Source organism: Spirillospora sp. NPDC052242, from assembly GCF_040679555.1.
Classification (GTDB): domain Bacteria; phylum Actinomycetota; class Actinomycetes; order Streptosporangiales; family Streptosporangiaceae; genus Spirillospora.
This window is the reverse complement of the sequence record NZ_JBFAUZ010000001.1, coordinates 1-20,835: the sequence shown is the minus strand read 5'-3', so window position 1 is coordinate 20,835 and position 20,835 is coordinate 1. Positions and strand designations below refer to the sequence as shown.

General features: G+C 72.3%; 18 protein-coding genes. 10 read left to right on the top strand and 8 right to left on the bottom strand.

Features of this window, described 5'->3' with window-relative positions; genetic code table 11:
• Window positions 1-18 precede the first annotated feature (18 nt).
• On the bottom strand, window positions 19-696 hold the full coding sequence (locus AB0L25_RS00090; RefSeq protein ID WP_500166963.1) for a uracil-DNA glycosylase: 678 nt from the start codon (window positions 694-696) through the stop codon (window positions 19-21).
• A gap of 246 nt (window positions 697-942) precedes the next feature.
• Here AB0L25_RS00090 and AB0L25_RS00085 point away from each other — a divergent pair, with 246 nt between their 5' ends.
• Window positions 943-2,388, top strand: a complete 1,446-nt coding sequence (locus AB0L25_RS00085; protein WP_500166961.1) for a WS/DGAT/MGAT family O-acyltransferase — start codon at window positions 943-945, stop codon at window positions 2,386-2,388.
• Here the strand turns inward: AB0L25_RS00085 and AB0L25_RS00080 are convergent.
• Both AB0L25_RS00080 and AB0L25_RS00075 read right to left on the bottom strand, forming a co-directional pair.
• Window positions 2,366-3,391, bottom strand: coding sequence for a hypothetical protein (locus tag AB0L25_RS00080; protein WP_500166959.1), 1,026 nt, complete (start codon window positions 3,389-3,391; stop codon window positions 2,366-2,368). The two genes, AB0L25_RS00085 and AB0L25_RS00080, sit on opposite strands and share 23 nt — an antisense overlap.
• A gap of 35 nt (window positions 3,392-3,426) precedes the next feature.
• Window positions 3,427-4,362 (bottom strand): NAD(P)/FAD-dependent oxidoreductase, encoded by a 936-nt coding sequence (locus AB0L25_RS00075; protein ID WP_500166957.1) that lies wholly within the window; start codon window positions 4,360-4,362, stop codon window positions 3,427-3,429.
• Window positions 4,363-4,427: 65 nt separating this feature from the next.
• Between AB0L25_RS00075 and AB0L25_RS00070 the strand changes: the two genes are divergently transcribed.
• Both AB0L25_RS00070 and AB0L25_RS00065 read left to right on the top strand, forming a co-directional pair.
• Window positions 4,428-5,003, top strand: coding sequence for a helix-turn-helix domain-containing protein (locus tag AB0L25_RS00070; RefSeq protein ID WP_500166955.1), 576 nt, complete (start codon window positions 4,428-4,430; stop codon window positions 5,001-5,003).
• Between the two features lie 16 nt (window positions 5,004-5,019).
• Window positions 5,020-6,366: an MFS transporter gene (locus tag AB0L25_RS00065; RefSeq protein WP_500166953.1), complete on the top strand. Its 1,347-nt coding sequence runs from the start codon at window positions 5,020-5,022 to the stop codon at window positions 6,364-6,366.
• Here AB0L25_RS00065 and AB0L25_RS00060 read toward each other — a convergent pair.
• Window positions 6,325-6,888: a TetR-like C-terminal domain-containing protein gene (locus AB0L25_RS00060; protein WP_500166951.1), complete on the bottom strand. Its 564-nt coding sequence runs from the start codon at window positions 6,886-6,888 to the stop codon at window positions 6,325-6,327. The genes AB0L25_RS00065 and AB0L25_RS00060 overlap by 42 nt on opposite strands.
• Window positions 6,889-6,938: 50 nt before the next feature.
• On the opposite strand from AB0L25_RS00060, the gene AB0L25_RS00055 reads away from it, so the two are divergent.
• The gene (locus AB0L25_RS00055; protein ID WP_500166949.1) at window positions 6,939-8,018 is read left to right on the top strand and encodes an FAD-dependent oxidoreductase; all 1,080 of its coding nucleotides are present in this window, start codon (window positions 6,939-6,941) and stop codon (window positions 8,016-8,018) included.
• Between the two features lie 16 nt (window positions 8,019-8,034).
• On the opposite strand, the gene ddaH is transcribed toward AB0L25_RS00055, so the two are convergent.
• From ddaH to AB0L25_RS00040, 3 genes are all read right to left on the bottom strand, one after another.
• On the bottom strand, window positions 8,035-8,874 hold the full coding sequence (gene ddaH / locus AB0L25_RS00050) for a dimethylargininase (protein WP_500166947.1): 840 nt from the start codon (window positions 8,872-8,874) through the stop codon (window positions 8,035-8,037).
• A gap of 213 nt (window positions 8,875-9,087) precedes the next feature.
• On the bottom strand, window positions 9,088-10,302 hold the full coding sequence (locus AB0L25_RS00045; RefSeq protein WP_500166946.1) for a DUF6801 domain-containing protein: 1,215 nt from the start codon (window positions 10,300-10,302) through the stop codon (window positions 9,088-9,090).
• A 142-nt stretch (window positions 10,303-10,444) separates the two neighbouring features.
• The gene (locus tag AB0L25_RS00040) at window positions 10,445-11,275 is read right to left on the bottom strand and encodes an alpha/beta fold hydrolase (RefSeq protein ID WP_500166944.1); all 831 of its coding nucleotides are present in this window, start codon (window positions 11,273-11,275) and stop codon (window positions 10,445-10,447) included.
• Window positions 11,276-11,566: 291 nt separating this feature from the next.
• Here AB0L25_RS00040 and AB0L25_RS00035 point away from each other — a divergent pair, with 291 nt between their 5' ends.
• Genes AB0L25_RS00035 through AB0L25_RS00025 form a run of 3 tightly spaced genes read left to right on the top strand, consistent with a single transcriptional unit; the run spans window position 11,567 to window position 15,016 of the window.
• Entirely contained in the window at window positions 11,567-12,796 is a 1,230-nt protein-coding gene (locus AB0L25_RS00035; protein ID WP_500166942.1) for a M20 metallopeptidase family protein, read from the top strand.
• Window positions 12,793-14,094, top strand: coding sequence for an MFS transporter (locus tag AB0L25_RS00030; protein WP_500166941.1), 1,302 nt, complete (start codon window positions 12,793-12,795; stop codon window positions 14,092-14,094). Before AB0L25_RS00035 ends, AB0L25_RS00030 begins: the two co-directional genes overlap by 4 nt.
• Before the next feature lie 58 nt (window positions 14,095-14,152).
• Window positions 14,153-15,016, top strand: coding sequence for a phosphorothioated DNA-binding restriction endonuclease (locus AB0L25_RS00025; RefSeq protein ID WP_500166939.1), 864 nt, complete (start codon window positions 14,153-14,155; stop codon window positions 15,014-15,016).
• Window positions 15,017-15,065: 49 nt separating this feature from the next.
• Here AB0L25_RS00025 and lpdA read toward each other — a convergent pair whose 3' ends face one another.
• Entirely contained in the window at window positions 15,066-16,469 is a 1,404-nt protein-coding gene (lpdA, locus tag AB0L25_RS00020) for a dihydrolipoyl dehydrogenase (protein ID WP_500166937.1), read from the bottom strand.
• A gap of 211 nt (window positions 16,470-16,680) precedes the next feature.
• On the opposite strand from lpdA, the gene AB0L25_RS00015 reads away from it, so the two are divergent.
• The 3 genes from AB0L25_RS00015 to AB0L25_RS00005 all read left to right on the top strand — a co-directional run bounded on the left by AB0L25_RS00015 (window position 16,681) and on the right by AB0L25_RS00005 (window position 20,647).
• Window positions 16,681-17,214 carry a hypothetical protein gene (locus tag AB0L25_RS00015; protein WP_500166935.1) on the top strand — a complete coding sequence of 178 codons (534 nt, stop codon included), beginning with the start codon at window positions 16,681-16,683 and terminating at the stop codon, window positions 17,212-17,214.
• A gap of 63 nt (window positions 17,215-17,277) precedes the next feature.
• Window positions 17,278-18,651, top strand: coding sequence for an MFS transporter (locus AB0L25_RS00010; protein WP_500166933.1), 1,374 nt, complete (start codon window positions 17,278-17,280; stop codon window positions 18,649-18,651).
• 604 nt (window positions 18,652-19,255) lie between these two features.
• The gene (locus tag AB0L25_RS00005; protein WP_500166931.1) at window positions 19,256-20,647 is read left to right on the top strand and encodes a family 2B encapsulin nanocompartment shell protein; all 1,392 of its coding nucleotides are present in this window, start codon (window positions 19,256-19,258) and stop codon (window positions 20,645-20,647) included.
• Window positions 20,648-20,835: the final 188 nt, after the last annotated feature.

Below are 20,835 nucleotides of genomic sequence, written 5' to 3'. Positions count from 1 at the left end.
GACGAGACCTGAGCGTCCCTACGGCAGCTTCCAGTCGACGGGCGGGGCGCCCTGCTTCTGCAGGATCTCGTTGGCGCGGCTGAACGGGCGCGAGCCGAAGAAGCCGCCGTCGGCCGAGCGGGGGCTCGGGTGCGGCGACTCGATGCAGGGCACGCCGCCGAGCAGCGGCTTGAGGTCGCGGGCGTCCCGTCCCCACAGGATCGCGACGAGCGGCCGGCCGCGCCCGGCGAGCGCGCGGATGGCCTGCTCGGTGACCTGCTCCCAGCCCTTGCCGCGGTGCGAGCCGATCTTGCCGGGCATCACGGTCAGCGCCCTGTTGAGCAGCAGGACGCCCTGCTCGGTCCACGGCGTGAGGTCGCCGGTGGACGGCTCGGGGTGGCCGAGGTCGTCGCAGTACTCGCGGAAGATGTTGACCAGGCTCGCGGGCAGCGGCCGGACGTGCGGCGCGACCGAGAAGCTGAGCCCGACCGCGTGCCCCGGGGTGGGGTAGGGGTCCTGCCCGACGATGAGGACGCGGACGTCGTCGAAGGGCTGGGTGAACGCGCGCAGGATCATGTTCCCGGCGGGGAGGTAGCGCCGCCCGGCCGCGACTTCCGCGCGCAGCCAGTCCCCGGCGGCGGCGATCGTCCCGGCGACGGGCTGCAGCGCGTTCGCCCAGCCGGCTTCGACGATCTCTGAGAGGGGGCGTGCCGTCATGGCGCCACACCCTAGCGAGATGATCTGACACGCCGCGGCTTGATGGGGCCGGTGAGGTTTCCTGACCGCGGTTCGCGCGGAAAATGATCAAAACTTCTTGAAAACATGCTCAAAATAACCCGAGGTCAGGTGGGAATGCCCGGTTAAGTCCTCATTTCTTCTCGCTCACAATGTTGACCCACCGCCCGGCCACCGCATAACTCTCAAGGGGTAGGCAGGCGCACGACGAGCGGACGGGACGAGAGCATGGGCCAGCTGACCACCGTGGACGCGACCTTCCTCCACGCCGAGACCGGCACCACCCACGCGCACATAGCCGGGGTCGGCGTCATCGATCCGGCCGGCTGCCCCGGCGGGCGGCTCACCGTCCCGCTGGTGGCGTCGCTGATCCGCGAGCGGGCGCACCTCGCCGCGCCGCTGCGGCAGCGGCTCGTCCAGGTCCCGTTCTCCCTCGACCACCCCTACTGGGAGGACGACCCCGACTTCAGGCCCGAACGGCACATCTCGGAGATCGGGCTGCCCGCGCCCGGCACCCGGCGGCAGCTCGCCGAGGTCGTCGCGATGCTCCACGAACGGCCCCTCGACCGCGCCCGCCCGCTCTGGGAGATCGTGATCGTCCAGGGTCTCGAGGGCGGCCTCACCGCCGTCTACGCCAAGGTGCACCACGCCGCGACCGACGGCGTCATGGCCGCCGAGACGCTCGCCGCGCTGCTCGACCTCACCCCCGAGCCCCGCGAGGTGCACCCCGACGCCGAACGGATCCCCGAACGCGCCCCCGCCCTCGGCGACATGCTCCGCAACGGCCTGCTCAAGGCCGCGCTGCACCCGGTGAAGGCCGCGCTGTCGATGGCCCGCGCCGTCCCGCACGCCGACGAGATCCCGGGCGTCGCCGCCATCCCCGGCGTGGGCCTCGCGTCCGCGTTCGTCCAGGGGGCGCTGCGCCGCGAGGGCCTGCCGCGCGTCCCGCGGTCCAGCGCGCCGCCCACCCCGTTCAACCGGCCGATCGGCCCGCGCCGCGCCGTCGCCTGCGGCGAGCTGCCGCTCGACGAGATCAAGAAGATCGGCCGGGGGCTCGGCGGCAGCGTCAACGACGTCGTCATGGCGCTGTGCGCGACCGCGCTGCGGCAGTGGCTCGACAAGCGCGGCGAGCTGCCCGACCGCCCGCTCGTCGCCGGCGTCCCGGTGTCGCTGCGCGGCGGCCGGTCGACCACCGACGCGTGCAACCAGGTGTCGATCATGACCGCGCCGCTCGCCACCCACATCCCCGACCCCGCCGTCCGGTTCACCGCCGTCCGCCGCGACATGGACCTCGTCAAGCGCCGCTTCGCCGTCACGTCCGGAAGCTGGGTGCGCGAGCTGAGCGGGCTCGTCCCCGCGCCCGTCGCGGGGCCGCTGACGCGGCTCGTCCTGCAGGCCGGCGCGGCCGTCTCGCTCCGCCCCATCAACCTGGTGATCTCGAACGTGCCGGGCCCGCAGTTCCCGCTCTACCTGTGCGGCGCGCGCGTCCTCGGCTACTACCCGATCTCGGTGGTGACGGACGTCAGCGGCGGCCTCAACATCACCGTGTTCTCCTACGACGGGACGGTCGACATCGGCATCGTCGCCTGCCGCGACCTCGTGCCCGACCCGGCCGAGATCATCGACCACCTCGAGGACGCCCTCGACGAGCTCAAGGCGCTGGCCGCCGACTGACCCCGAGCGCCTCCCGGTGCCGCCATGCCAGCTCCAGGGCGGCGGCGCCGGCGGGCTGCATCGGCGCCGGGACGGTCCCGTCGAACGGCGCGCGCGTCACCTCGCCCTCGGCGTTGACCTCGACCGCGTCCCCGAACAGCTCGGCGAACGCGTCGTCGTTGAACACCACGACGGTCAGCACGTCCAGCGCGAGCGTCAGCGGGTCGACGCCGATGCCGAGGAGGTACGCGCGCGCCCGCCCGGCCGTCCGGGCGGCGGTGAGCGCGCGGTGGAAGGGCCACGCGTCCTGGTCGAACCCGGGGCCGTAGTCCTCGTCCCGGCCGAGCACCTCCTCGGCGTACTCGCGGACCATGCAGCGCCAGAGGTCGAGGTCGCGGCGCTCGTCCCGCGCGCGGAGCGGCTGGAACACCCCGACCGGCATCACCTGGAACAGGCCGCCCGCGTGCGCGACCTTCGCCGGGTCGCGCCGGTGCAGCAGGTACGTCCCGGACGCCGTCAGCGTCACGGTCGTGATCGCCGGGAGCGCCGTGCGGCGGGCGAGGTCGCACGGGTCGCCGATCCGGTCGCGCAGGCCGCGCCGCCCCGCCGCCAGCTCGTGCGCGACGGCCTCGCCGACGTTCACCCCGTCGAAGTACCACGCGGGCGACAGCCGCAGCGTCGGCCGCTCCGCCGGCGGCTCGACGGCGACGAGCCGGTAGGCCGGGCGGTCCTCGAACACCGCCGGGGGCGCGAGCGCCCCGAGGGCCTGCGCGTACGTCCGGTACCCGCCGGGCAGGCCGTCCGGCGGGTCGGCGACGGCGGGCGGCGCGGGCGACGGGTCCCACGCGAGCCGGACGTCGCCGAGCGGGACCGGCGCGTCCGGCACCCAGCCGTCCGCGCACCGCAGCGGCGTGCCCGCGCCGCGCGGGACGTCCGGGTACAGGCCGTCCGCGACCTCCCCGAGCCGTGCCCGCGCGCCGTTGAGCGCCGCCCGTTCGTCCCGCCACCGCGCCGCGTCGTCCATGCACGCCACCCTACGGAGCGGGGGGACGGGCCGGGTCACGCCGCACGGGCGGCGAGCTCGCGCTCGATGTCCTCCTCGATGAGGTCCATGTTGATCAGCCCGGCGCTCCAGACGGCGTCGGCCGCCGCGGTGATCACCTGCCCGGCGGGCTTGACGACGTTGCCGGCCGCCCACACGCCGGGGACGCTGGTCAGGCCGAACTGGTCGGTCTTCACCTGGCCGTCCTCGGTCAGCTCGCAGCCGAGGTCGGTCAGCGGGCCGGAGCGGGCGACCATGCGCGGGCCGAGGAAGACGGCGTCGCACGGGACGGTCTCCCCGCCGGCCAGTTCGAGGCCGGTGACGCGGTCGTTCTCCACGACCAGCCGCGCCGCCTCGCCCTGGACGACGGTGACGCCGCGCGCGTCCAGCCGGTCGGCGTCCGCGCCCTGCGGCGCCTCGGCGGTGACGAAGGTGACGTCCTTCGACCACTGCGTGATCAGCAGCGCCTGGTGCACCGACATGGGGCCGGTCGCCAGCACGACGATCTTCTGGTCGCGGACCTCCCAGCCGTGGCAGTACGGGCACATCTGCACCTCGCGGCCCCAGCGCTCGCGCAGGCCGGGGACGTCCGGGAGCTCGTCGGTCACGCCGGTGGTCACCAGGAGCCGCCGGGCGTGCAGGACGGTCCCGTCCCGCAGGGTGACGGCGAAGCCGCCGGCGGTCCGCTCGGTGCGCTCGACGACGCCGTCGACGATCTCGCCGCCGTAGCCGCGGACCTCGGTGCGGCCGATCTTGCGCAGTTCCTCCGGCGGCATCCCGTCCCGGGTCAGGAACCCCTGCATGTGCGCGACGGTCGCGTTGCGCGGCTCGCCGGAGTCGACGACGGTCACGCGGCGGCGGGCCCGCGACAGCACCAGGGCCGCGCTCAGCCCGGCCGGTCCGCCGCCGATGATCAGTACTTCTCGCTGCTCGTTCCCCAGGTGTTCGCTCATGTCCCCGAGGATGCGCGACGCCCTGCGAGATTGACAAACTTCGTTGCCGAAACTGCAATGGACGCATGAGCGAACCGATCGAGGACGTGCTGGCGGGCGTGGGGGAGCGGCTGCGGCGGCTGCGCAGGGAGCGGGAGGTGACGCTGTCCGCGCTCGCGGAGTCCACCGGCATCTCGGTGAGCACGCTGTCGCGGCTGGAGTCGGGCAAGCGGCGGCCCAGCCTGGAGCTGCTGCTGCCGCTCGCGCAGGCGTACCAGGTGCCGCTGGACGAACTGGTGGGCGCGCCCGAGGTCGGCGACCCGCGCGTCCGGCTGCGGCCCCAGAAGCGGGGCGACCTGATCGTCATGCCGCTGACGCGCCGCCCGGGCGGCATCCAGGCGTTCAAGATGATCCATCCGGAGCGTCCGGGGAAGCCCGAGCCGAAGGCGCACGAGGGCTACGAGTGGCTGTACGTCCTGAACGGGCGGCTGCGGCTCATCCTCGGCGACCGCGACCTGGTCCTGGAGCCGGGGGAGGCCGCCGAGTTCGACACCCGGCTGCCGCACTGGTTCGCGGGCGTCGGCGGTCCGGCCGAGGTGCTGTGCCTGATGGGGCCGCAGGGTGAGCGCATGCACATGCGCGCCCAACCCAAACGGAAGTGACATACATTGGTTTTCCGTGCAGAACGCCCGAACCCCCCAGCATTCCCAGGAAGTCGGAGAACGCAGGACCGCCCCCGTCGCGTGGGTGCTGTGGGGCGTCGGCATCGCCGCCTACGTCGTGGCGATCCTGCACCGGACGTCGTTCGGCGTCACCGGAGAGGACGCCCTGCACCGGTTCGACGCGTCCGCCGGGATCCTCGCCACGTTCACGGTCGTCCAGCTCCTCGTCTACGCGGGGCTGCAGGTCCCCGTCGGGCTGCTGCTCGACCGCGTCGGCCCGCGCCGGATGATCGCGGGCGGCGCGCTGCTGATGGCCGCCGGGCAGGCGCTGATGGCCGTCGCGACGTTCGTCCCGCTCGCCGTCGCCGCCCGCGTCGTCGTCGCGGCCGGGGACGCCATGACGTTCATCAGCGTGCTCGGCATCGTCGGCGCGTGGTTCGCGCCGCCGCGCGTCCCGGTCGTCACCCAGCTCACCGGCCTGCTCGGGCAGCTCGGCCAGGTGCTCAGCGCGATCCCGCTGGTCGCGCTGCTGCACGGACCCGGCTGGGGCACCGCCTTCGGGTCCGCCGCCGCCCTCGGCGTCCTGGTCGGCGTGCTCGCGCTCGCGGTGCTGCGCGACGCCCCGCCCGGGGCGCGTCCCGCGTCGTCTCCGACTCCGCGGGAGGTCGGCCGCGACCTGCTCGCCGCGTGGCGCCAGCCCGGCACCCGCCTCGGCCTCTGGAGCCACTTCGTCACCCAGTTCACCTCGAACACCTTCGCCCTGATGTGGGGCTACCCGTACCTGGTGTCCGGGCAGGGCATGGAGCCCGCGACCGCCTCGACGCTCCTCACCGTGTTCGTCCTGGCGAACATGGTGTCCGGCCCCTACATCGGACGGCTCGTGGCGCGGCACCCGCTGCGCCGTTCGTGGCTCGTCCTCGGCATCGTCGGCCTCAACGCCGGGGCCTGGGCCGCGACCCTCGCGTGGCCGCCGCCCGCGCCCGCGTGGCTGCTGGTGGTCCTCGTCCTGTGCGTCGCGCTCGGCGGCCCCGGCTCGATGGTCGGGTTCGACTACGCGCGCACCTTCAACCCGCCCGGACGGCACGGCGCCGCGACCGGCATCGTCAACGTCGGCGGCTCGGTCGGCGCGCTCGTCACGATCCTGCTGATCGGGGTGGTGCTCGACGCCGCGTCGCCCGGCCGCGAGTACACGCCCGAGGCGTTCCGCCTCGCGTGGACCGTGCAGGCGCTCGTCTGGGCGGTCGGCCTCGCCGGGGTGCTGCGCACCCGCCGCCTCGCCCGCCGCGAGCTCGCCCGCCTCGCCCGCGTCGGGCCGGCCGGGTCAGCGGGCGAAGCCGTGCAGCAGCGCGCGGACCACGCCTGACGGGTCGGGCTGCGGCACGTCGATGAGGCCGCGGTAGACGACCAGGCCGACGAACATGTCCGACAGCAGCCACAGGTCGGCGTCCGCGCGCAGCTCGCCCCGCTCGATCGCCCGGTCGTAGATCGCCCAGCTCCGGGCCATCCGGTCGCGCATGGCGGTGCGCAGGATCTCGCCGACCGCCGGGTCGCGGCCCGCCTCGCCGAACGTCTCGCGCGTCCGCTCCGCGAGCTCGGGGGCGTTCCAGGCGGCGAGCGTCTCGGTGACGATCACCCGCAGGTCCCCCTCGAGCGAGCCGGTGTCGGGGACGGCCGTGACCTGGGCGTCCATGGCGGCGCGGAGCGCGTCGAGCAGCATGTCGCGCTTCGTCGCGTAGCGGCGGAAGACGCTGGCCCGGCCCACCCCGGCGGCCGCGGCCACCTCGTCCACGGTGAACGACGGCCCCTTGCTCACCAGCAGCTCCACCGCCGCCCGCTTGATGCGCGCGTCCACCGCGGGATCGGGCTTGCGTCCCCGAGCCGTCATTGTGATACTCCTAGTATCAGATACTGTAAGTCTCAGATTGGGTTCCGAACATGAGAGTACTCATCGTCGGCGCGGGCGTCGCGGGGCTGAGCGCGGCGCGCGGCCTCGCCCTCGCCGGGCACGACGTCGAGGTGTACGAGGCGGCGCCCGAACTCCGCACCGAGGGCGGCTCGATCTCCATCTGGCCCGCGACCGTCGGCGTCCTGCGCGAGCTCAAGGTCGACCTCGACGGCGCGGGCCGCCGCCTGGAGGCGATGGTGAGCCTCTCGCCGCGCGGCCGCCGCCTCGGCACGATCGACCTCACCGCCGTCGAGCGCGCCTTCGACGGCCTGCCCGCCCTGCACATCGCCCGCCGCGAACTCGTCGAGCGCCTCGCCGACGGCGTCCCCGTCCGCTACGGGCACGAGATCGCAGAGGTCGACCCCGACCGCGCGGAGATCGTCTTCGCCGACGGGCGGACCGCCCGCGGCGACCTGCTCGTCGGCGCCGACGGCCGCCGCTCGGTCGTCCGGCGGGCCCTCGGCGGCGGCGAGGCGCGGCTCAACGGCTGGGTCACCTGGCAGGCGTTCACCACCCTGCCCGCCGACATCATCGACGCGGGACGGACCCTGCTCGTCTCCAACGGGCGGTCGCTCGGCAGCGTCGCCCCCGCCGGGCACGGCCGCGCGCTGTGGTGGTTCGACCTGCGCGCCAAACCCGGAAGCCGATTCTGGGGCGACGCGCCCGACATCCTCGACCGGCTGCGCGAGCGGTTCGGCCGCTGGCCCGACCCGTTCCCCGCGGTGCTCGAGCACGCCGAGACCGCCGGCTTCTACCCGCACCACCTGCACCGCGTCCCGTCCACCTGGGGGCGGGGCCCGACCACCCTCCTCGGCGACGCCGTCCACACGATGCCCCCGGCGATGGCGATGGGCGCAGCCCAGGCCGTCGAGGACGCCTGGGCGCTGAGCCGCACCCCCGAGGACCCCCGCGCCTACGAGCGCGCCCGCACCAAGACCGTCCGCCGCGTCGCCCGGATGGTCGCGACCGAGATGCCCAGCCGCCAGGGGCCGCTCACCGGGCTCGTCCCGGACGCCCGCTCCACCAAGTCGTACGTCACGTGGCTCCGCTCCGCCACCGACTACCTCTAGCCGCGCGGCCCCGGCCCTAGCGGCGCAGCTCCAGCGTGCAGCACTTCGGGCCGCCGCCCGCCTTCCGCAGCTCCGACAGATCCACCGGAACCGGCTCGTACCCCCGCGCCCGCAGCGTGCCGATCAGCCCCTCGGCCTCGGCGTTGATCACCACGTTGCGTCCGTCGCAGACGGCGTTCAACCCGAGCACCGCCGCGTCCCGCTCGTCCGCCAGGACGGCGTCCGGGAACAACCGCTCCAGCACCGCCCTGCTCCCGGGCGAGAACGCGCCCGGGTAGTAGGCGACGTTGTCGCCGCCCAGCGGGAACAGCGCCGTGTCCAGGTGGTAGAAGCGCGGGTCGACCAGCCGGAGCGTCACCACCGGACGTCCGAGGAACTCCTGGGCCTCCTGGTGTGCGGCGATCTCCGTCCGGAAGCCCGTCCCGGCCAGGATCACGTGGTCGAGCGTGAGGAAGTCGCCCTCGCCCTCGTTCGTGTGCTCCGCCTCGAGCACGTCCGCGAACCCGTTCGCCCGCAACCACGCCGCGTACGCCGGACCCTCCGCCCGCCGCTCCGCGTGCGTGAACCGCGCCCCGTACACGCGCCCCCCGACGACCAGCGCGCCGTTCGCCGCGAACACCATGTCCGGCAGCCCGGGAACCGGCTCGATCAGGCTCACCTCGTGCCCCAGCGCGAGGTACGCGCCCCGCAGCGCCTCCCACTGCGCGACCGCCCGGCCCGCGTCGGCGCCCGCCGCCGGGTCCATCCACGGGTTGATCGCGTACGTCACGGCGAAGTGCTCCGGACGGCACATCAGGTAGCGCCGCCGCAACGCCGTCCGCGCAGGTGCAGGCTCCATCGCCGGCATGACGGTCATGCGTGTCTCCAGGCTTTCCGAGGAGGGATTCGACTGATCGAAAGCCTAAGAACCGAACCGCCCCGAACCAATGCGCGAACCTTGCTCTCACCTACCACTTCGTTGCTACTTCAGCCCCGCGCCGGGTGAATCGTTGCGCCCGTCGGCGAAACCCGCGAAATACGGACGCGCCTCCCCTCGCGGAGGGAGGCGCGCACCGTCGTCAGGTGATCGTCAGGTCACCGGGGTGTCGACGAGGTACACCTTCGGGGACGGGGTCTCGCACGTGGCCGAGGCCCGCGTGGAGCCGTTGAACGTGAAGGTCGCGGCCGCGTCGCCCATCGACACCGCCACCGACTCCGCGCCCGCGTTCGCCGAGTACGGGCCCGCGGTCAGCGTGCCGTTCGCGGGCAGCGACAGGACGATCTTCTGGTCGCGGACGAGCTGCACGGTCGGGATCTCGATCCCGTCGTCCGCCACGTTGTCGATCGCGGGGGACCCGCCCTCCACGTTCAGATCGAGTTTCGTCACCTCACCGGACGCGCTCGTGTAGCCCATGTCGATCAGCTTGTTCACCGTTCCCGCCGGGATGGTCAGCGCCCCGGACGCGTCGGTGAACGAGAAGCTCGACCCGCGCCTCATCGACAGCGGGAAGTTGCCGCCCACCGCGATGCCGACGTCCAGCGGCGTCCCGCCGAGGCTGCACTCGTACGGCGCGTTGATGATGCCGACGACCTCGTTCGAGTCCGGCTCCGGGAAGTCGAGCGGCGCGCCCTGGATCTTCGCCGGCGGCTGCCCCGCCGGCCCGCCGACCGCGACCCGCAGCAGCGCGTTGCCCTGCGTCGCCTTGCAGTCGGCCTTGATCGGGATGCTGAACCCGACGGACGACTTCAGGTCGACCTCCGCGACCGCCCCGTCGAACTTGAACGTCACCGCGCCGCCGTCCGGCGCCGTGTACGGCCCGACGTCGAACGTGCCGTCCAGCGGCAGCCCCACCTTCAGCGGCTGCCCCGCCTCGATCGGGATGTCGTCGATGACGAACGGGTCGCCCTCCGCGATGTTGATCGACTCGGGCGTCGCGTTCGCCGCGCCGATGCTGAGGTTCGTCACCCGCGCGTCCGCCGACGTCAGGCCCAGGATGGGCGCGAGCGACGTCAGCCACGACGGGAACGTGATGCTGCCCGACCCCTGCGTCAGCCAGAACTCCTGGCCGGGGCCGAGCTGGACGGGCGCGACGCCCTGCACGTCGACGTCCGTCGGGAGGTAGAACACCGGAATGCCGGCCAGCGTGATCGTGCAGCCGATCGGCAGCTTGAACCGTCCGGTGTCCACGCCCACCTCGGGGACGATCTCCGGTGGCAGCGCGTGCGCCGGGGTCGCGACGACCGTCCCCGGCAGCAGCGCGGCCACCCCGACGACCAGGGCCGCCAGCCTGCGCCTGAGTCTCATGAGGACTCCCTTCAAAGGTACTTATGGGCACCCCGATGGGAGGAATGATGACGACGGCCGTTCACGCCCGGTATCGAGGTCTATGAGCCTTCTCGCGAACTTCGTTGGCAGTCCCGGGCGGAAATCCCTGGCCCGTGCGCCCTCACGCCTTGAGGAAATCGGCGATGGGCGCGGTCTGCCCGAGGATCGCGTGCCCGGTCTCCGGCAGCAGCACCACGGACGCGTCCGGGACGCACTCGCGCACGCGCCGGGCCGTCCCGTGCGAGTCGAACATGACGTCGCGCCCGCCGACGATCACCAGCACGGGCATGCGCAGCCCCCGCAGCGCGTCGTCCGGGAACACCGGCAGCCGCTCCGTCCGGGGCCGGAACTGCTCGAACGTCAGCACGAGCCCGTCCAGGACGGGCCCGTCCGCCAGGCCGGTGACCTCCGCCGCCGTCCGGCGCACGCCGCCGCGCCCCATCGCGCGCATGACCAGCGCCTTGGCGAGCCAGCCGACCTTCTGCCGGCCCAGCCCGCCGGGGCACAGCAGCCCCAGCCGCCGCACCCGCTCTGGGCGCCGGACGGCGTAGTCCAGGGCGATCCACCCGCCGAGCGACGCCCCGACGAACGCGGCGTCCGCCAGGCCGAGCCCGTCCAGCACGTCGTCCAGCCACAGCGCGGGCGCGTCCGTCCCCAGCACCGGACGCGACGGCGCGCTCAGCCCCGGCTCCCCGACGAGGTCGACGGCGTGCACGCGGAAGTCCCGCGACCACGCGGCGACGTCGTCCCGCCACATCGTCGCGTTCGCCCCCGACCCGTGCAGCAGCACCACCGGCGGCGCGTCCGCCCGGCCGGAGACGACGGCGAACGTCTCGCCCTCCCGCGTGGGCACCCGCACATGCTCGGCGGGAACCGGCCAGCCGTCCAGGTTCTCCCGGTACAGCCGCAGCAGCTCACGCTCGCCCGCTGGGGACTTGTAGATCACGCTCATGTCGCATCCTCCTCATGTAAACATCTCTATCAGTACTCGTCGACGGATTGATAGGGAAGTTTAAGGCATGAAACGGTATGACGGTTCCCTCCGTGGCGGGCTAGGGGCGAGGCCGCGAGTTCCTGAACATCACGTTCAATAACATCTAGCTTGTATAAAGACGCGCCCCTCTGCTGCCGTGTAGCGAATGTTCACCAGATAGTCAACCGTTGACGGACCTGGTGTGACCTCTTACGCTCGCGTACACCTTGAGCGAAAACATACGGAGTGTTCAGTTATGGAGGTCGCGTCTTGGAGATCGCTGCGAACCGTGCCGGAACCGAGCCGGGCGAACGGTTCCTCTCCCGCGGGGCGGCGTTGCTGCCCGAGTTGGTGGCGCTTCGGCGGGCGATCCACGCCGAGCCCGAGCTGGGACTGCACCTGCCGGAGACGCAGCGCAAAGTGCTGGACGCGCTCGCGCCGCTCGGGCTCGAGGTGCGCACCGGGACGGCGCTGACCTCGGTGGTCGCGGTCCTGCGGGGCGGACGTCCCGGCCCGACCGTCCTGCTGCGCGCCGACATGGACGCCCTGCCCCTGCGGGAGGACGCCGACGTGCCCTTCCGGTCGACGAACGGCGCGATGCACGCGTGCGGGCACGACATGCACGTCGCGGGCCTGGTGGGCGCCGCGCGCCTCCTGCACGAGCACCGGGACGAACTCGCGGGCGACGTCCTGTTCATGTTCCAGCCCGGCGAGGAGGGGTTCGGCGGCGCGCCGCTGATGCTGGACGAGGGGTTGCTCGAAGTGACCGGCGAACGTCCGGTCGCGGCGTACGCCGTGCACGTCGGGCCCGGTCCGCGCGGCACGTTCGTGACCCGGCCGGGCACCGTCACCGCGAGTTCGACCACGTTCGAGGTCGAGGTGTCGGGGCGGGGCGGGCACGGATCCCGTCCGCACGAGGGCGTCGACCCGGTGCCGGTGCTGGCGGAGATCGTGCTGGCCCTGCAGAGTTTCGTCACCCGCCGGTTCAACGTCTTCGACCCCGTGGTGCTGTCGGTGACCAACCTGGCCGCGGGGACGGGCGCCGCGAACGTCATCCCCGGTTCCGCGACCCTCGGCGGGACGATCCGGACGATGTCCCCCGAGGCCCTGACCAGGGCCGAGGCGGAACTGCCGGCGTTCGTCACCGGGATCGCCGAGGCGCACGGCGCGACGGCGCGCACCGAGATCGTCACCGGCTACCCGAGCGTCGTCAACGACCGGGTCACGACCGCCCGCGCGCTGGACGTGCTCCGCGCGTCCTTCGGGGACGCCCGGGTCGTCGAGGCGCCGAACCCGACCATGGGCGCCGAGGACTTCTCGTACGTCACGCGGAACGTGCCGGGGACCATGCTGATGCTGCTGGCGAGCCCGCCGGACCTCGACGGACCGCCCGCGCCGAACCATTCCCCCCGCGCGGTGTTCGACGACGGCGTCCTCGGCGATCAGGCCGCCGCGCTCGCGCTGCTGGCCGCCGGGACGCTCGCCGGGGACGCGCGATGAGCGCCCCCGTCGAGACGGCCGCGCCCGCGACGGCCGGGCGCGGCGGACGGCTGTCGCGCGGCAAGAACCTCGCGCTGCTCACCACGTCGACCTCGATGGACAACACCGAGGCCGGACTCACCACGGTGATGTTCCCGCTGATGCGGGACGCCTTCGGGCTGTCGGGGGCGGCGCTGGGCCTGATCACGGCGGTCACCAAGGTCGCCGGCGCGCTCACCAGCGTCCCCTGGGCGATGCTCGCGCGCCGGTACCCGCGGCGGACGGTGCTGGCGGTCTGCTCGGGGTTCTGGGGCCTGTGGATCATCGCGGCGGGGCTGTCCCCGAACTTCGCCGTGTTCCTCGTGCTCTACGGGATCGGCGCCGCCGGCTTCGCCGGCTCGGGCGCCATCGCGCTCGAGATCCTCGGCGACGTCTACGACGATCACCACCGGGGCCGCGCCACCGGCATCCTGTACGCCGGGGTCGCGATCATCACCGGGGGCAGCGCGCCGCTGTTCGGGATCCTGTCGCACCTCGACAACGGCTGGCGCTACGGGTACGTCATCTCCGGCGCGATCTGCCTCCTGATCGGGGTGCTGCTCCTGACGCTCCTGGACGATCCCCGGCGGACCGTCGAGAGCACGCCGCGGCGCGCCGGGTTCGACGCGCGGAAGGCGGGACACGACCTGCGCGAACTGCTGCGCATCCGCACCTTCCGCTACATGCTGGTGCAGCGGCTCTTCTCCGGCCAGAACGTGATGATGTCCTTCAGCATCGTGTTCCTGGTCGACGAGCGCGGGTTCTCGACGGCGACGGCCTCCGTCATCGCGCTGCCGTTCGCGCTCGGCTACATCGTGGGCACCCTGCTCGGCGGGCGGCTCCTGGACCGCCTGCAACGGGTCATGCCGCGCAGCGGACGCGTGGTGATGCTCCAGGCCAGCCAGCTCGCGTTCGCCGCCATCGCCTGCGTCGCGCTGTTCGTCTCGGTGGACGGCATCGCGCCGTACATCGGGCTGTTCGCCCTCGTCGGGCTGTGCCAGGGGCAGGTTCCCGTCGTGCACCGGCCGCTGGTGATGGCCGTGGTGCCGCCGCATCTGCGCGCCATCGCGTTCGCCGTCTCCGTGTACGTCGTCGAGTCCGTCGCCATCGGCGGCTACGCGCTGCTCACGGGCCACCTCGGCGACCGGTTCGGCCTGCAGTACGGCCTCCTGGTCACCACGGTCCTGCTCACCGCCGCGAACGGCCTCGCCTCGGCCGCCCTCTACCGCCCCTACGCCCGCGACTACCTCGGCGTGACCTCCCGGGAGGCCCCGGCCTGACCCCCGCCCCCGGCATGGTCCCGGCCCACTACCGGCGCCCCGGCAGTAGGGTTCCGGCGTGGACTGGGCGGAACGGGTCACGACGGTCAACCAGTGGCGGCGCGGCGACAAGCGCGCGCCGCACAAGCCGCTGCTGCTGCTGTACGCGCTCGGGCACTTCCAGAACCACGGGGACGAGCCGATCGTCTACCGCGACGCCGAGGACCGGCTGCGGCGCCTGCTCGACGAGTTCTGGCGGAAGGGCAGCAGCCCCGCCTACCCCTTCCACCACCTGACGAGCGACGGCCTGTGGGACGTCCGGACGGCCGACGGCGGCGGGAGCCCGGGACCGAACGTCGGGCCGCTGCGGCGTTCGGGCGCCGCCGGGCGGTTCGCGGACGACCTCGCGCGCGACCTGCGGGACGACCCGGGGCTCGCGGCACGCCTCGGCCGGGCGATCCTCGACGCGAACTTCGAGCCGTCGCTGCACGACGAGCTGTGCGCGGCCGTGGGCCTCGCCGTGGACGGGCTCGCCGGGGCCCGCCGGCGCGATCGGGAGTTCCGCCGGGACGTGCTGATCGCCTACGAGTACCGGTGCGCGTTCTGCGGGTTCGACGGCGTGCTCGACGGGACGGCCGTCGGGCTGGACGCCGCGCACGTCCAGTGGTGGGCGTTCAACGGGCCCGACGAGGTGGCGAACGGGATTTGCCTGTGCGTCATGCACCACAAGCTGTTCGACAAGGGCGTGCTCGGCATGACGCGGGACCGCCGGATCACCGTGTCGACGATGTTCGTGGGGCGCGGGGACGCCGCGCGGGCGCAGGTGCTCGAGCTGGCGGGGCGTCCGGTCGAGCCGCCGCAGCGCGCGTTCCCGGCCGTGGCCGTCGAGCGGGTCGCCTGGCACGGCCGGGAGGTCTTCCGCGGCGACCCGCGCGCCGCTTGAGTGAATCGCGTGAGCGGGGCGTGCCCGGCGGGCGGGCACGCCCTCGCGCTCAGAGGTTGATCATGTGGCCGGCGAGGCCGTGCACGGCCTCCTTGACGGCCTCGCCCAGGGTCGGGTGGGCGTGGACGTTGCGGGCCACCTCGTGGACGGTGAGGTCCCACTGCTGGGCGAGGGTGAGCTGCGGCAGCAGCTCGGTCACCTCGGGGCCGATCAGGTGGGCGCCGAGGATCTCGCCGTACTTGGCGTCGCTGATCACCTTGACGAAGCCGTCGCCCTCGCCCATCCCGAGCGCCTTGCCGTTGGCGCTGTAGGGGAACTTGGCGACCTTGACGTCGAAGCCCTGCTCCTTGGCCTGCGCCTCCGTCCAGCCGAACGACGCGACCTGCGGCTGGCAGTAGGTGGCGCGCGGGATCATCACGTAGTCGAGCTCCATCGTCTCGGCGTCCGCGATGGTCTCGGCGGCGACGATGCCCATGGCCTCGGCGGCGTGCGCGAGCATCAGCTTGGCGGTGACGTCCCCGATCGCGTAGATGTGCGGGACGGACGTGCGGCAGCGGCCGTCGACGTCGATCGCGCCGCGCTCGGTCAGCCGCACGCCGGTCTTGTCGAGGCCGTAGCCGTCCACGTTCGGCTGGAAGCCGATGGCCTGCAGGACCTTGTCGGTCTCGATGACCTGCTGCTCGCCGGCCTTGCCGGTGACGGTGACCTTGACCTTCGGGCCGGAGTCGTCGATGGAGTCGACGCGGGTGGAGGTCAGGACGTCGATGCCGAGCTTGCGGTACCGCTTGGCGAGCTCCTTGGAGACGTCGGCGTCCTCGTTCGGCACCATGCGGTCGAGGAACTCGACGATCGTGACCTTGACGCCGTAGTTGTGCAGGACGTAGGCGAACTCGACGCCGATGGCCCCGGCGCCCGCGATGACGATGCTCTCGGGCAGCTCCGAGCTGAGGATCTGCTCCTCGTAGGTGACGACCCGCTCGGAAAGGGACGTCCCGGGCAGCAGCTTGGTGTGCGCGCCCGCGGCGATGATGCAGTTGTCGAAGGTGACGGTGTCGGACGAACCGTCGGCCTTCGCCACCTGCAGGGTGTTGGAGTCGGTGAACGTGCCCCGGCCCTCGTAGGAGGTGATCTTGTTCTTCTTCATCAGGAACTGGACGCCCTTGACGAGCTTGTCCGAGACCTGGCGGCTCCGCTGGAAGGCGACGCCGTAGTCGAAGGACACCTGCCCCTCGACGTTGATCCCGTAGGTCTTCTGCTCCTGGGTGAAGATGTGGGCGAGCTCGGCGTTGCGCAGCAGCGCCTTCGAGGGGATGCAGCCGACGTTGAGGCAGACCCCGCCCCAGTACTTCTCCTCGATGATCGCCGTCTTCAGCCCGAGCTGTGCCGACCGGATCGCGGCGACATATCCACCCGGGCCCGCGCCCAGGACCACGACATCAAAGTGTTCGCTCATATCCAGTGACGATATTCCGCCGCGGCCGGTGCTCGCATCCTGGTCGCGCGGGAGGTCCGGGGGAGGCGGCCCGGGGGAGGTGCGGGAGACCTCGCCGAGCGACCCGCGCGGTCACGTACTGTTGTCCCCACGGGCGGTGGAACAGGGCGAGCCCGCCCGGTCGTTGTCGGCAGATGTCCCCGTCCCGCCCGGAACCCGGAGGAGAAGACGAGTGCGGATCCCCAAGCGCGTCAACGCCGTCCTGGACTGGATGGAGCAGCACACGCGGGCGCTTGCGGTGGTGTTCGTGCTGGTCGTGCTGGTGGCCGTCCTGGTGGCCTTGGTGACGGCGCTGGTCCCGCCCGCGGTGGGCCTGCCGGTCGCGGGGTTCGTCCTCGGCGCGTCCGCCGGCGGCTACATGATGCACGCGCGGATGGCGCGGCGGGTGGCGCGGGTCCGCCGGGAGGCGGACGACCTGCTGCGCGAGAACGGGGCGCTGCGGCACCGGTACAACGTGCTGGCCAGCGGGGTGATCACCCGGGAGGCGCAGGAGACGCAGGCGATCGTCCCGATCCCCGAGGACGATCTGCTGGACGCGTCCGACGATCCGCAGCGGACCATGAGCCTGCCCGAGCTGACCGACGAGCTGCTCGGCATGGGCGAGGACGACGCCGACGGGACGGACGGGCGCGCGGGCCGGGACGGCGGTCCCGCGGGGGACACCGCCGACCTCGGGGAGGCCGTCGAGGAGTCCCGCAGAGGGTGACCGCTTCGCACCCCGGCGTTAGCTTTGTCGATCTTCGGGCAGGGCCAGGGCCGGGAGGTGCCGATGAGCTCACAGTCCGGAGCGGCCGCGGAACCGGCGGGCGGCGAGGCGGAGGTCGACGAGGCGGCGGTGCGCAAGGCCGTGATCGCCTCCGCGATGGGGAACTGCATCGAATGGTTCGACTTCGGCGTGTTCAGCGCCGGGGTGATGACCGCGATCATCGGGGACGTCTTCTTCCCCGAGGATTCGGCGGGCAGTGCGACGCTGCGGTCGTTCGCGCTGATCGCGGCGGCGTTCCTCGCCCGGCCGTTCGGCGGGCTGTTCTTCGGGCCGATGGGCGACAAGCTGGGCCGCAAGCGGGTCCTGGCGACCACGATCATCCTGATGTCGGGCGCGACGTTCGTGATCGGCATCCTGCCGAGCTACGCGGTGATCGGCATCGCGGCGCCGCTGGTGCTGCTGGCGGTCCGGCTGATCCAGGGCTTCTCGACGGGCGGTGAGTACGGCGGCGCGGCGACGATGATCGCCGAGTACGCGCCGACGAACAAGCGCGGGTTCTACGGCAGCTTCCTGGAGCTCGGCACGCTGGTCGGCTACATCCTGGGCGCCGGGCTGGTGCTGCTGATGACGGTGGTGCTCGGCGACGAGGCGATGCGCGACTGGGGCTGGCGGATCCCGTTCCTGATCGCGCTGCCGCTCGGCATCGTCGGGCTCTACGTCCGGACCCGCATCGAGGACACGCCGACGTTCCAGAAGATGGAGGAGGCGGGCAAGAAGGCGGCCTCGCCGCTGAGGGAGACGCTGGTCCACTACAAGCGGCGGATCCTGCTGCTGATCGGCATCGTGTTCCTGCTGAACATCGCGGACTACACGATGCTGACGTTCATGCCGTCCTACCTCATCGACTACCTCGACTACGACGACACGTCGTCGCAGCTCGTCACGATCGGGGTGGAGGCGGTGATGATCCTGTTCATCGTGCCGCTGGGCGCCCTGTCGGACCGGATCGGCCGCAAGCCGCTGCTGATCGCGGCGGCGATCGGGTTCTTCCTGCTGTCGTGGCCGGCGTTCGCGCTGATGCAGACGAACGACACGCTGGGCGTGCTGGCCGGGTACGCGATCGTCGGCGGGCTGCTGGTGCTGATGCTGGCGGTGATCGGGTCGACGTTCCCGGCGATCTTCCCGACGAACGTGCGGTACGGGGCGTTCGCGATCGGCTACAACATCTCGACGTCGCTGTTCGGCGGGACGACGGCGGTCGTGGTCGGTTCGCTGATCAGCGTGACGGACTCGAACTACGTGCCCGCCTTCTACCTGATGCTGGCGGCGCTGGTGGCGTTCATCCCGATCCTGAAGATTCCGGAGACGGCGCGGGTGCCGATCGACCGGGTCGGGAACGAGGACACCCCGGAACTCGCGGGTTCCGGGGCGAAATGACGATTATCTGCTGATATCCGGTTATTCGGTCCCGGGGATCGTTGTCCGGCGATCCCCGGGGCGAGCGGTCGCCGCGGTCAGCGGGCGAAATGCCGGCGGGCCCAGCCCACCAGCGTTCCGGCGATCACCAGTCCGGCGACGGTCTCGATCGCGAGTGCGGTCCACACGATCACTGGGGGCCTCCTCTCGGGTCCGACCGGGTCCCGCCTCCCGGGACCCGTCGCGCATCAGGCACAACACCACTATGCGGCCGATGTTTCCGTGCCGCGCCCGCCGAAACCGGTGATTTGTATCACTTTGCACCGCTCTGACCTGCGACGAAACCTCACCCGACGGTAAAAACCGGTGGTCGTCGCGCCGCGCGCCCGGACGTCCGGACGTCCGTCCGCCGGGGCGCCATCACGGGAGGGTTCTAGTCCTGTGACCCCGGGGTAAAGCAAGGGTGAAGGTGATCGCACGTTGCGCCCAAGTAATTACCGTCTGTAGCGTCACGGTTGGCCGAGCGGACGGCGCGGCGGGAACGGGCGGGTCGAACACCGGCCCTTTCTTTCCGTGCCCGATCGACCATTCCCGAAGCGAACGGCGACGAATCGGTGGTGTGCACGTGACGGAACAGCAGTTGAGCCTCGGTACCTCGGCGGCACGGAACCTGGCGACCACGACCAAGACCGTCCCCCAGATGCAGGGCATCACCTCCCGGTGGCTGCTGCGGCTGCTGCCCTGGGTGGAGGCGAAGGGCGGCGCCTACCGGGTCAACCGCCGGCTCACCTACACGCTCGGCGACGGCCGGGTCACCTTCGTGACGACGGGCGCCGACGTCCGCGTCATCCCCCGCGAGCTCTGCGAGCTGCCGCCGCTGCGCGGCTACGACGACGACCTGGCCCTCGACGCCCTCGCCGGACGGTTCGTCCAGCACGAGTACGAGCCCGGCGAGGTCATCGTCGAGGAGGGCCGCCCCGTCGACAAGGTCGTCCTCGTCGCGCACGGCAAGCTCAGCCGCATCACCGCCGGCGAGTACGGCACCGAGGCGGTGCACGGCACGCTCGCCGACGGCGACTTCTTCGGCGACCAGGCCCTCCTCGGCGAGGAGGAGGCCCCCGAGTGGGACAGCACGGTGAAGGCCGTGACGTCCTGCACGCTGCTCACCATGAGCGTCAGCGACTTCCAGGAGACGCTCGGGCAGTCGCCGACGCTCCAGGCCCACCTGGAGGAGTACCGCAACGCACCGGCGCGCGCGCACAACCAGCACGGCGAAGCGGCGATCGACCTGTCGGCCGGTCACGCCGGCGAGCCGACGCTGCCCGGCACGTTCGTCGACTACGAGGCCTCGCCGCGCGAGTACGAGCTGAGCGTCGCGCAGACGGTCCTGCGCGTCCACACCCGCGTCGCCGACCTGTACAACCACCCGATGGACCAGGTGGAGCAGCAGCTCCGGCTGACCATCGAGGCGCTCCGGGAGCGCCAGGAGAACGAGATGGTCAACAACCGGGAGTTCGGGCTGCTGCACAACTCGGCTCTCTCGCAGCGCATCCACACCCGCAGCGGCCCGCCCACCCCGGACGACATGGACGAGCTGCTCGCGCTCGTCTGGAAGGAGCCGGCGTTCTTCCTCGCGCACCCGAAGGCGATCTCCGCGTTCGGCCGCGAGTGCAGCACCCGCGGCGTGTACCCCGACCACGTCGACGTCCTCGGCCAGCGGGTCCCCGCCTGGCGCGGCGTGCCGATCTTCCCGTGCGACAAGATCCCGGTGAGCGCGCGCCGCACCAGCTCGATCCTGCTGATGCGGACCGGCGAGGCCGCCCAGGGCGTCGTCGGCCTGCACCAGACCGGCCTGCCGGACGAGTACCAGCCGGGGCTGTCGGTCCGGTTCATGGGCATCGACGAGAAGGCGCTCATCAAGTACCTCGTCAGCGCCTACTACTCGACGGCCGTCCTCGTGCCGGACGCGCTCGCGATGCTGGAGTCCGTCGAGATCGCCCACGGTGCGGGAGCGTGACGCCCGACCCGAGCATCCTCCCGGCCGGGGAGACGCACCGCCGGGCGCCCGCCGGGACGTCCCGCAGGACGCACCGCCGGGCGTCCGGCCACGCCGTCCAATACCCGCCGTGATAGCCGTTGGCCATGGACGGTCATCTGCGCGATCTGCGGTATTTCGTCGCGGTCGCCGAGGAGCTGAACTTCACC

What these genes read in the sequence shown, in the direction of transcription:
- AB0L25_RS00070 (WP_500166955.1), top strand. Translation starts at nt 4,428, where the DNA reads ATGAGCGAACCGATCGAGGACGTGCTGGCGGGCGTGGGGGAGCGGCTG.
- AB0L25_RS00090 (WP_500166963.1), bottom strand. Translation starts at nt 696, where the DNA reads ATGACGGCACGCCCCCTCTCAGAGATCGTCGAAGCCGGCTGGGCGAAC.
- ddaH (WP_500166947.1), bottom strand. Translation starts at nt 8,874, where the DNA reads ATGACCGTCATGCCGGCGATGGAGCCTGCACCTGCGCGGACGGCGTTG.
- AB0L25_RS00010 (WP_500166933.1), top strand. Translation starts at nt 17,278, where the DNA reads ATGAGCTCACAGTCCGGAGCGGCCGCGGAACCGGCGGGCGGCGAGGCG.
- AB0L25_RS00085 (WP_500166961.1), top strand. Translation starts at nt 943, where the DNA reads ATGGGCCAGCTGACCACCGTGGACGCGACCTTCCTCCACGCCGAGACC.
- AB0L25_RS00040 (WP_500166944.1), bottom strand. Translation starts at nt 11,275, where the DNA reads ATGAGCGTGATCTACAAGTCCCCAGCGGGCGAGCGTGAGCTGCTGCGG.
- AB0L25_RS00055 (WP_500166949.1), top strand. Translation starts at nt 6,939, where the DNA reads ATGAGAGTACTCATCGTCGGCGCGGGCGTCGCGGGGCTGAGCGCGGCG.
- AB0L25_RS00075 (WP_500166957.1), bottom strand. Translation starts at nt 4,362, where the DNA reads ATGAGCGAACACCTGGGGAACGAGCAGCGAGAAGTACTGATCATCGGC.
- AB0L25_RS00045 (WP_500166946.1), bottom strand. Translation starts at nt 10,302, where the DNA reads ATGAGACTCAGGCGCAGGCTGGCGGCCCTGGTCGTCGGGGTGGCCGCG.
- AB0L25_RS00030 (WP_500166941.1), top strand. Translation starts at nt 12,793, where the DNA reads ATGAGCGCCCCCGTCGAGACGGCCGCGCCCGCGACGGCCGGGCGCGGC.
- lpdA (WP_500166937.1), bottom strand. Translation starts at nt 16,469, where the DNA reads ATGAGCGAACACTTTGATGTCGTGGTCCTGGGCGCGGGCCCGGGTGGA.
- AB0L25_RS00060 (WP_500166951.1), bottom strand. Translation starts at nt 6,888, where the DNA reads ATGACGGCTCGGGGACGCAAGCCCGATCCCGCGGTGGACGCGCGCATC.
- AB0L25_RS00080 (WP_500166959.1), bottom strand. Translation starts at nt 3,391, where the DNA reads ATGGACGACGCGGCGCGGTGGCGGGACGAACGGGCGGCGCTCAACGGC.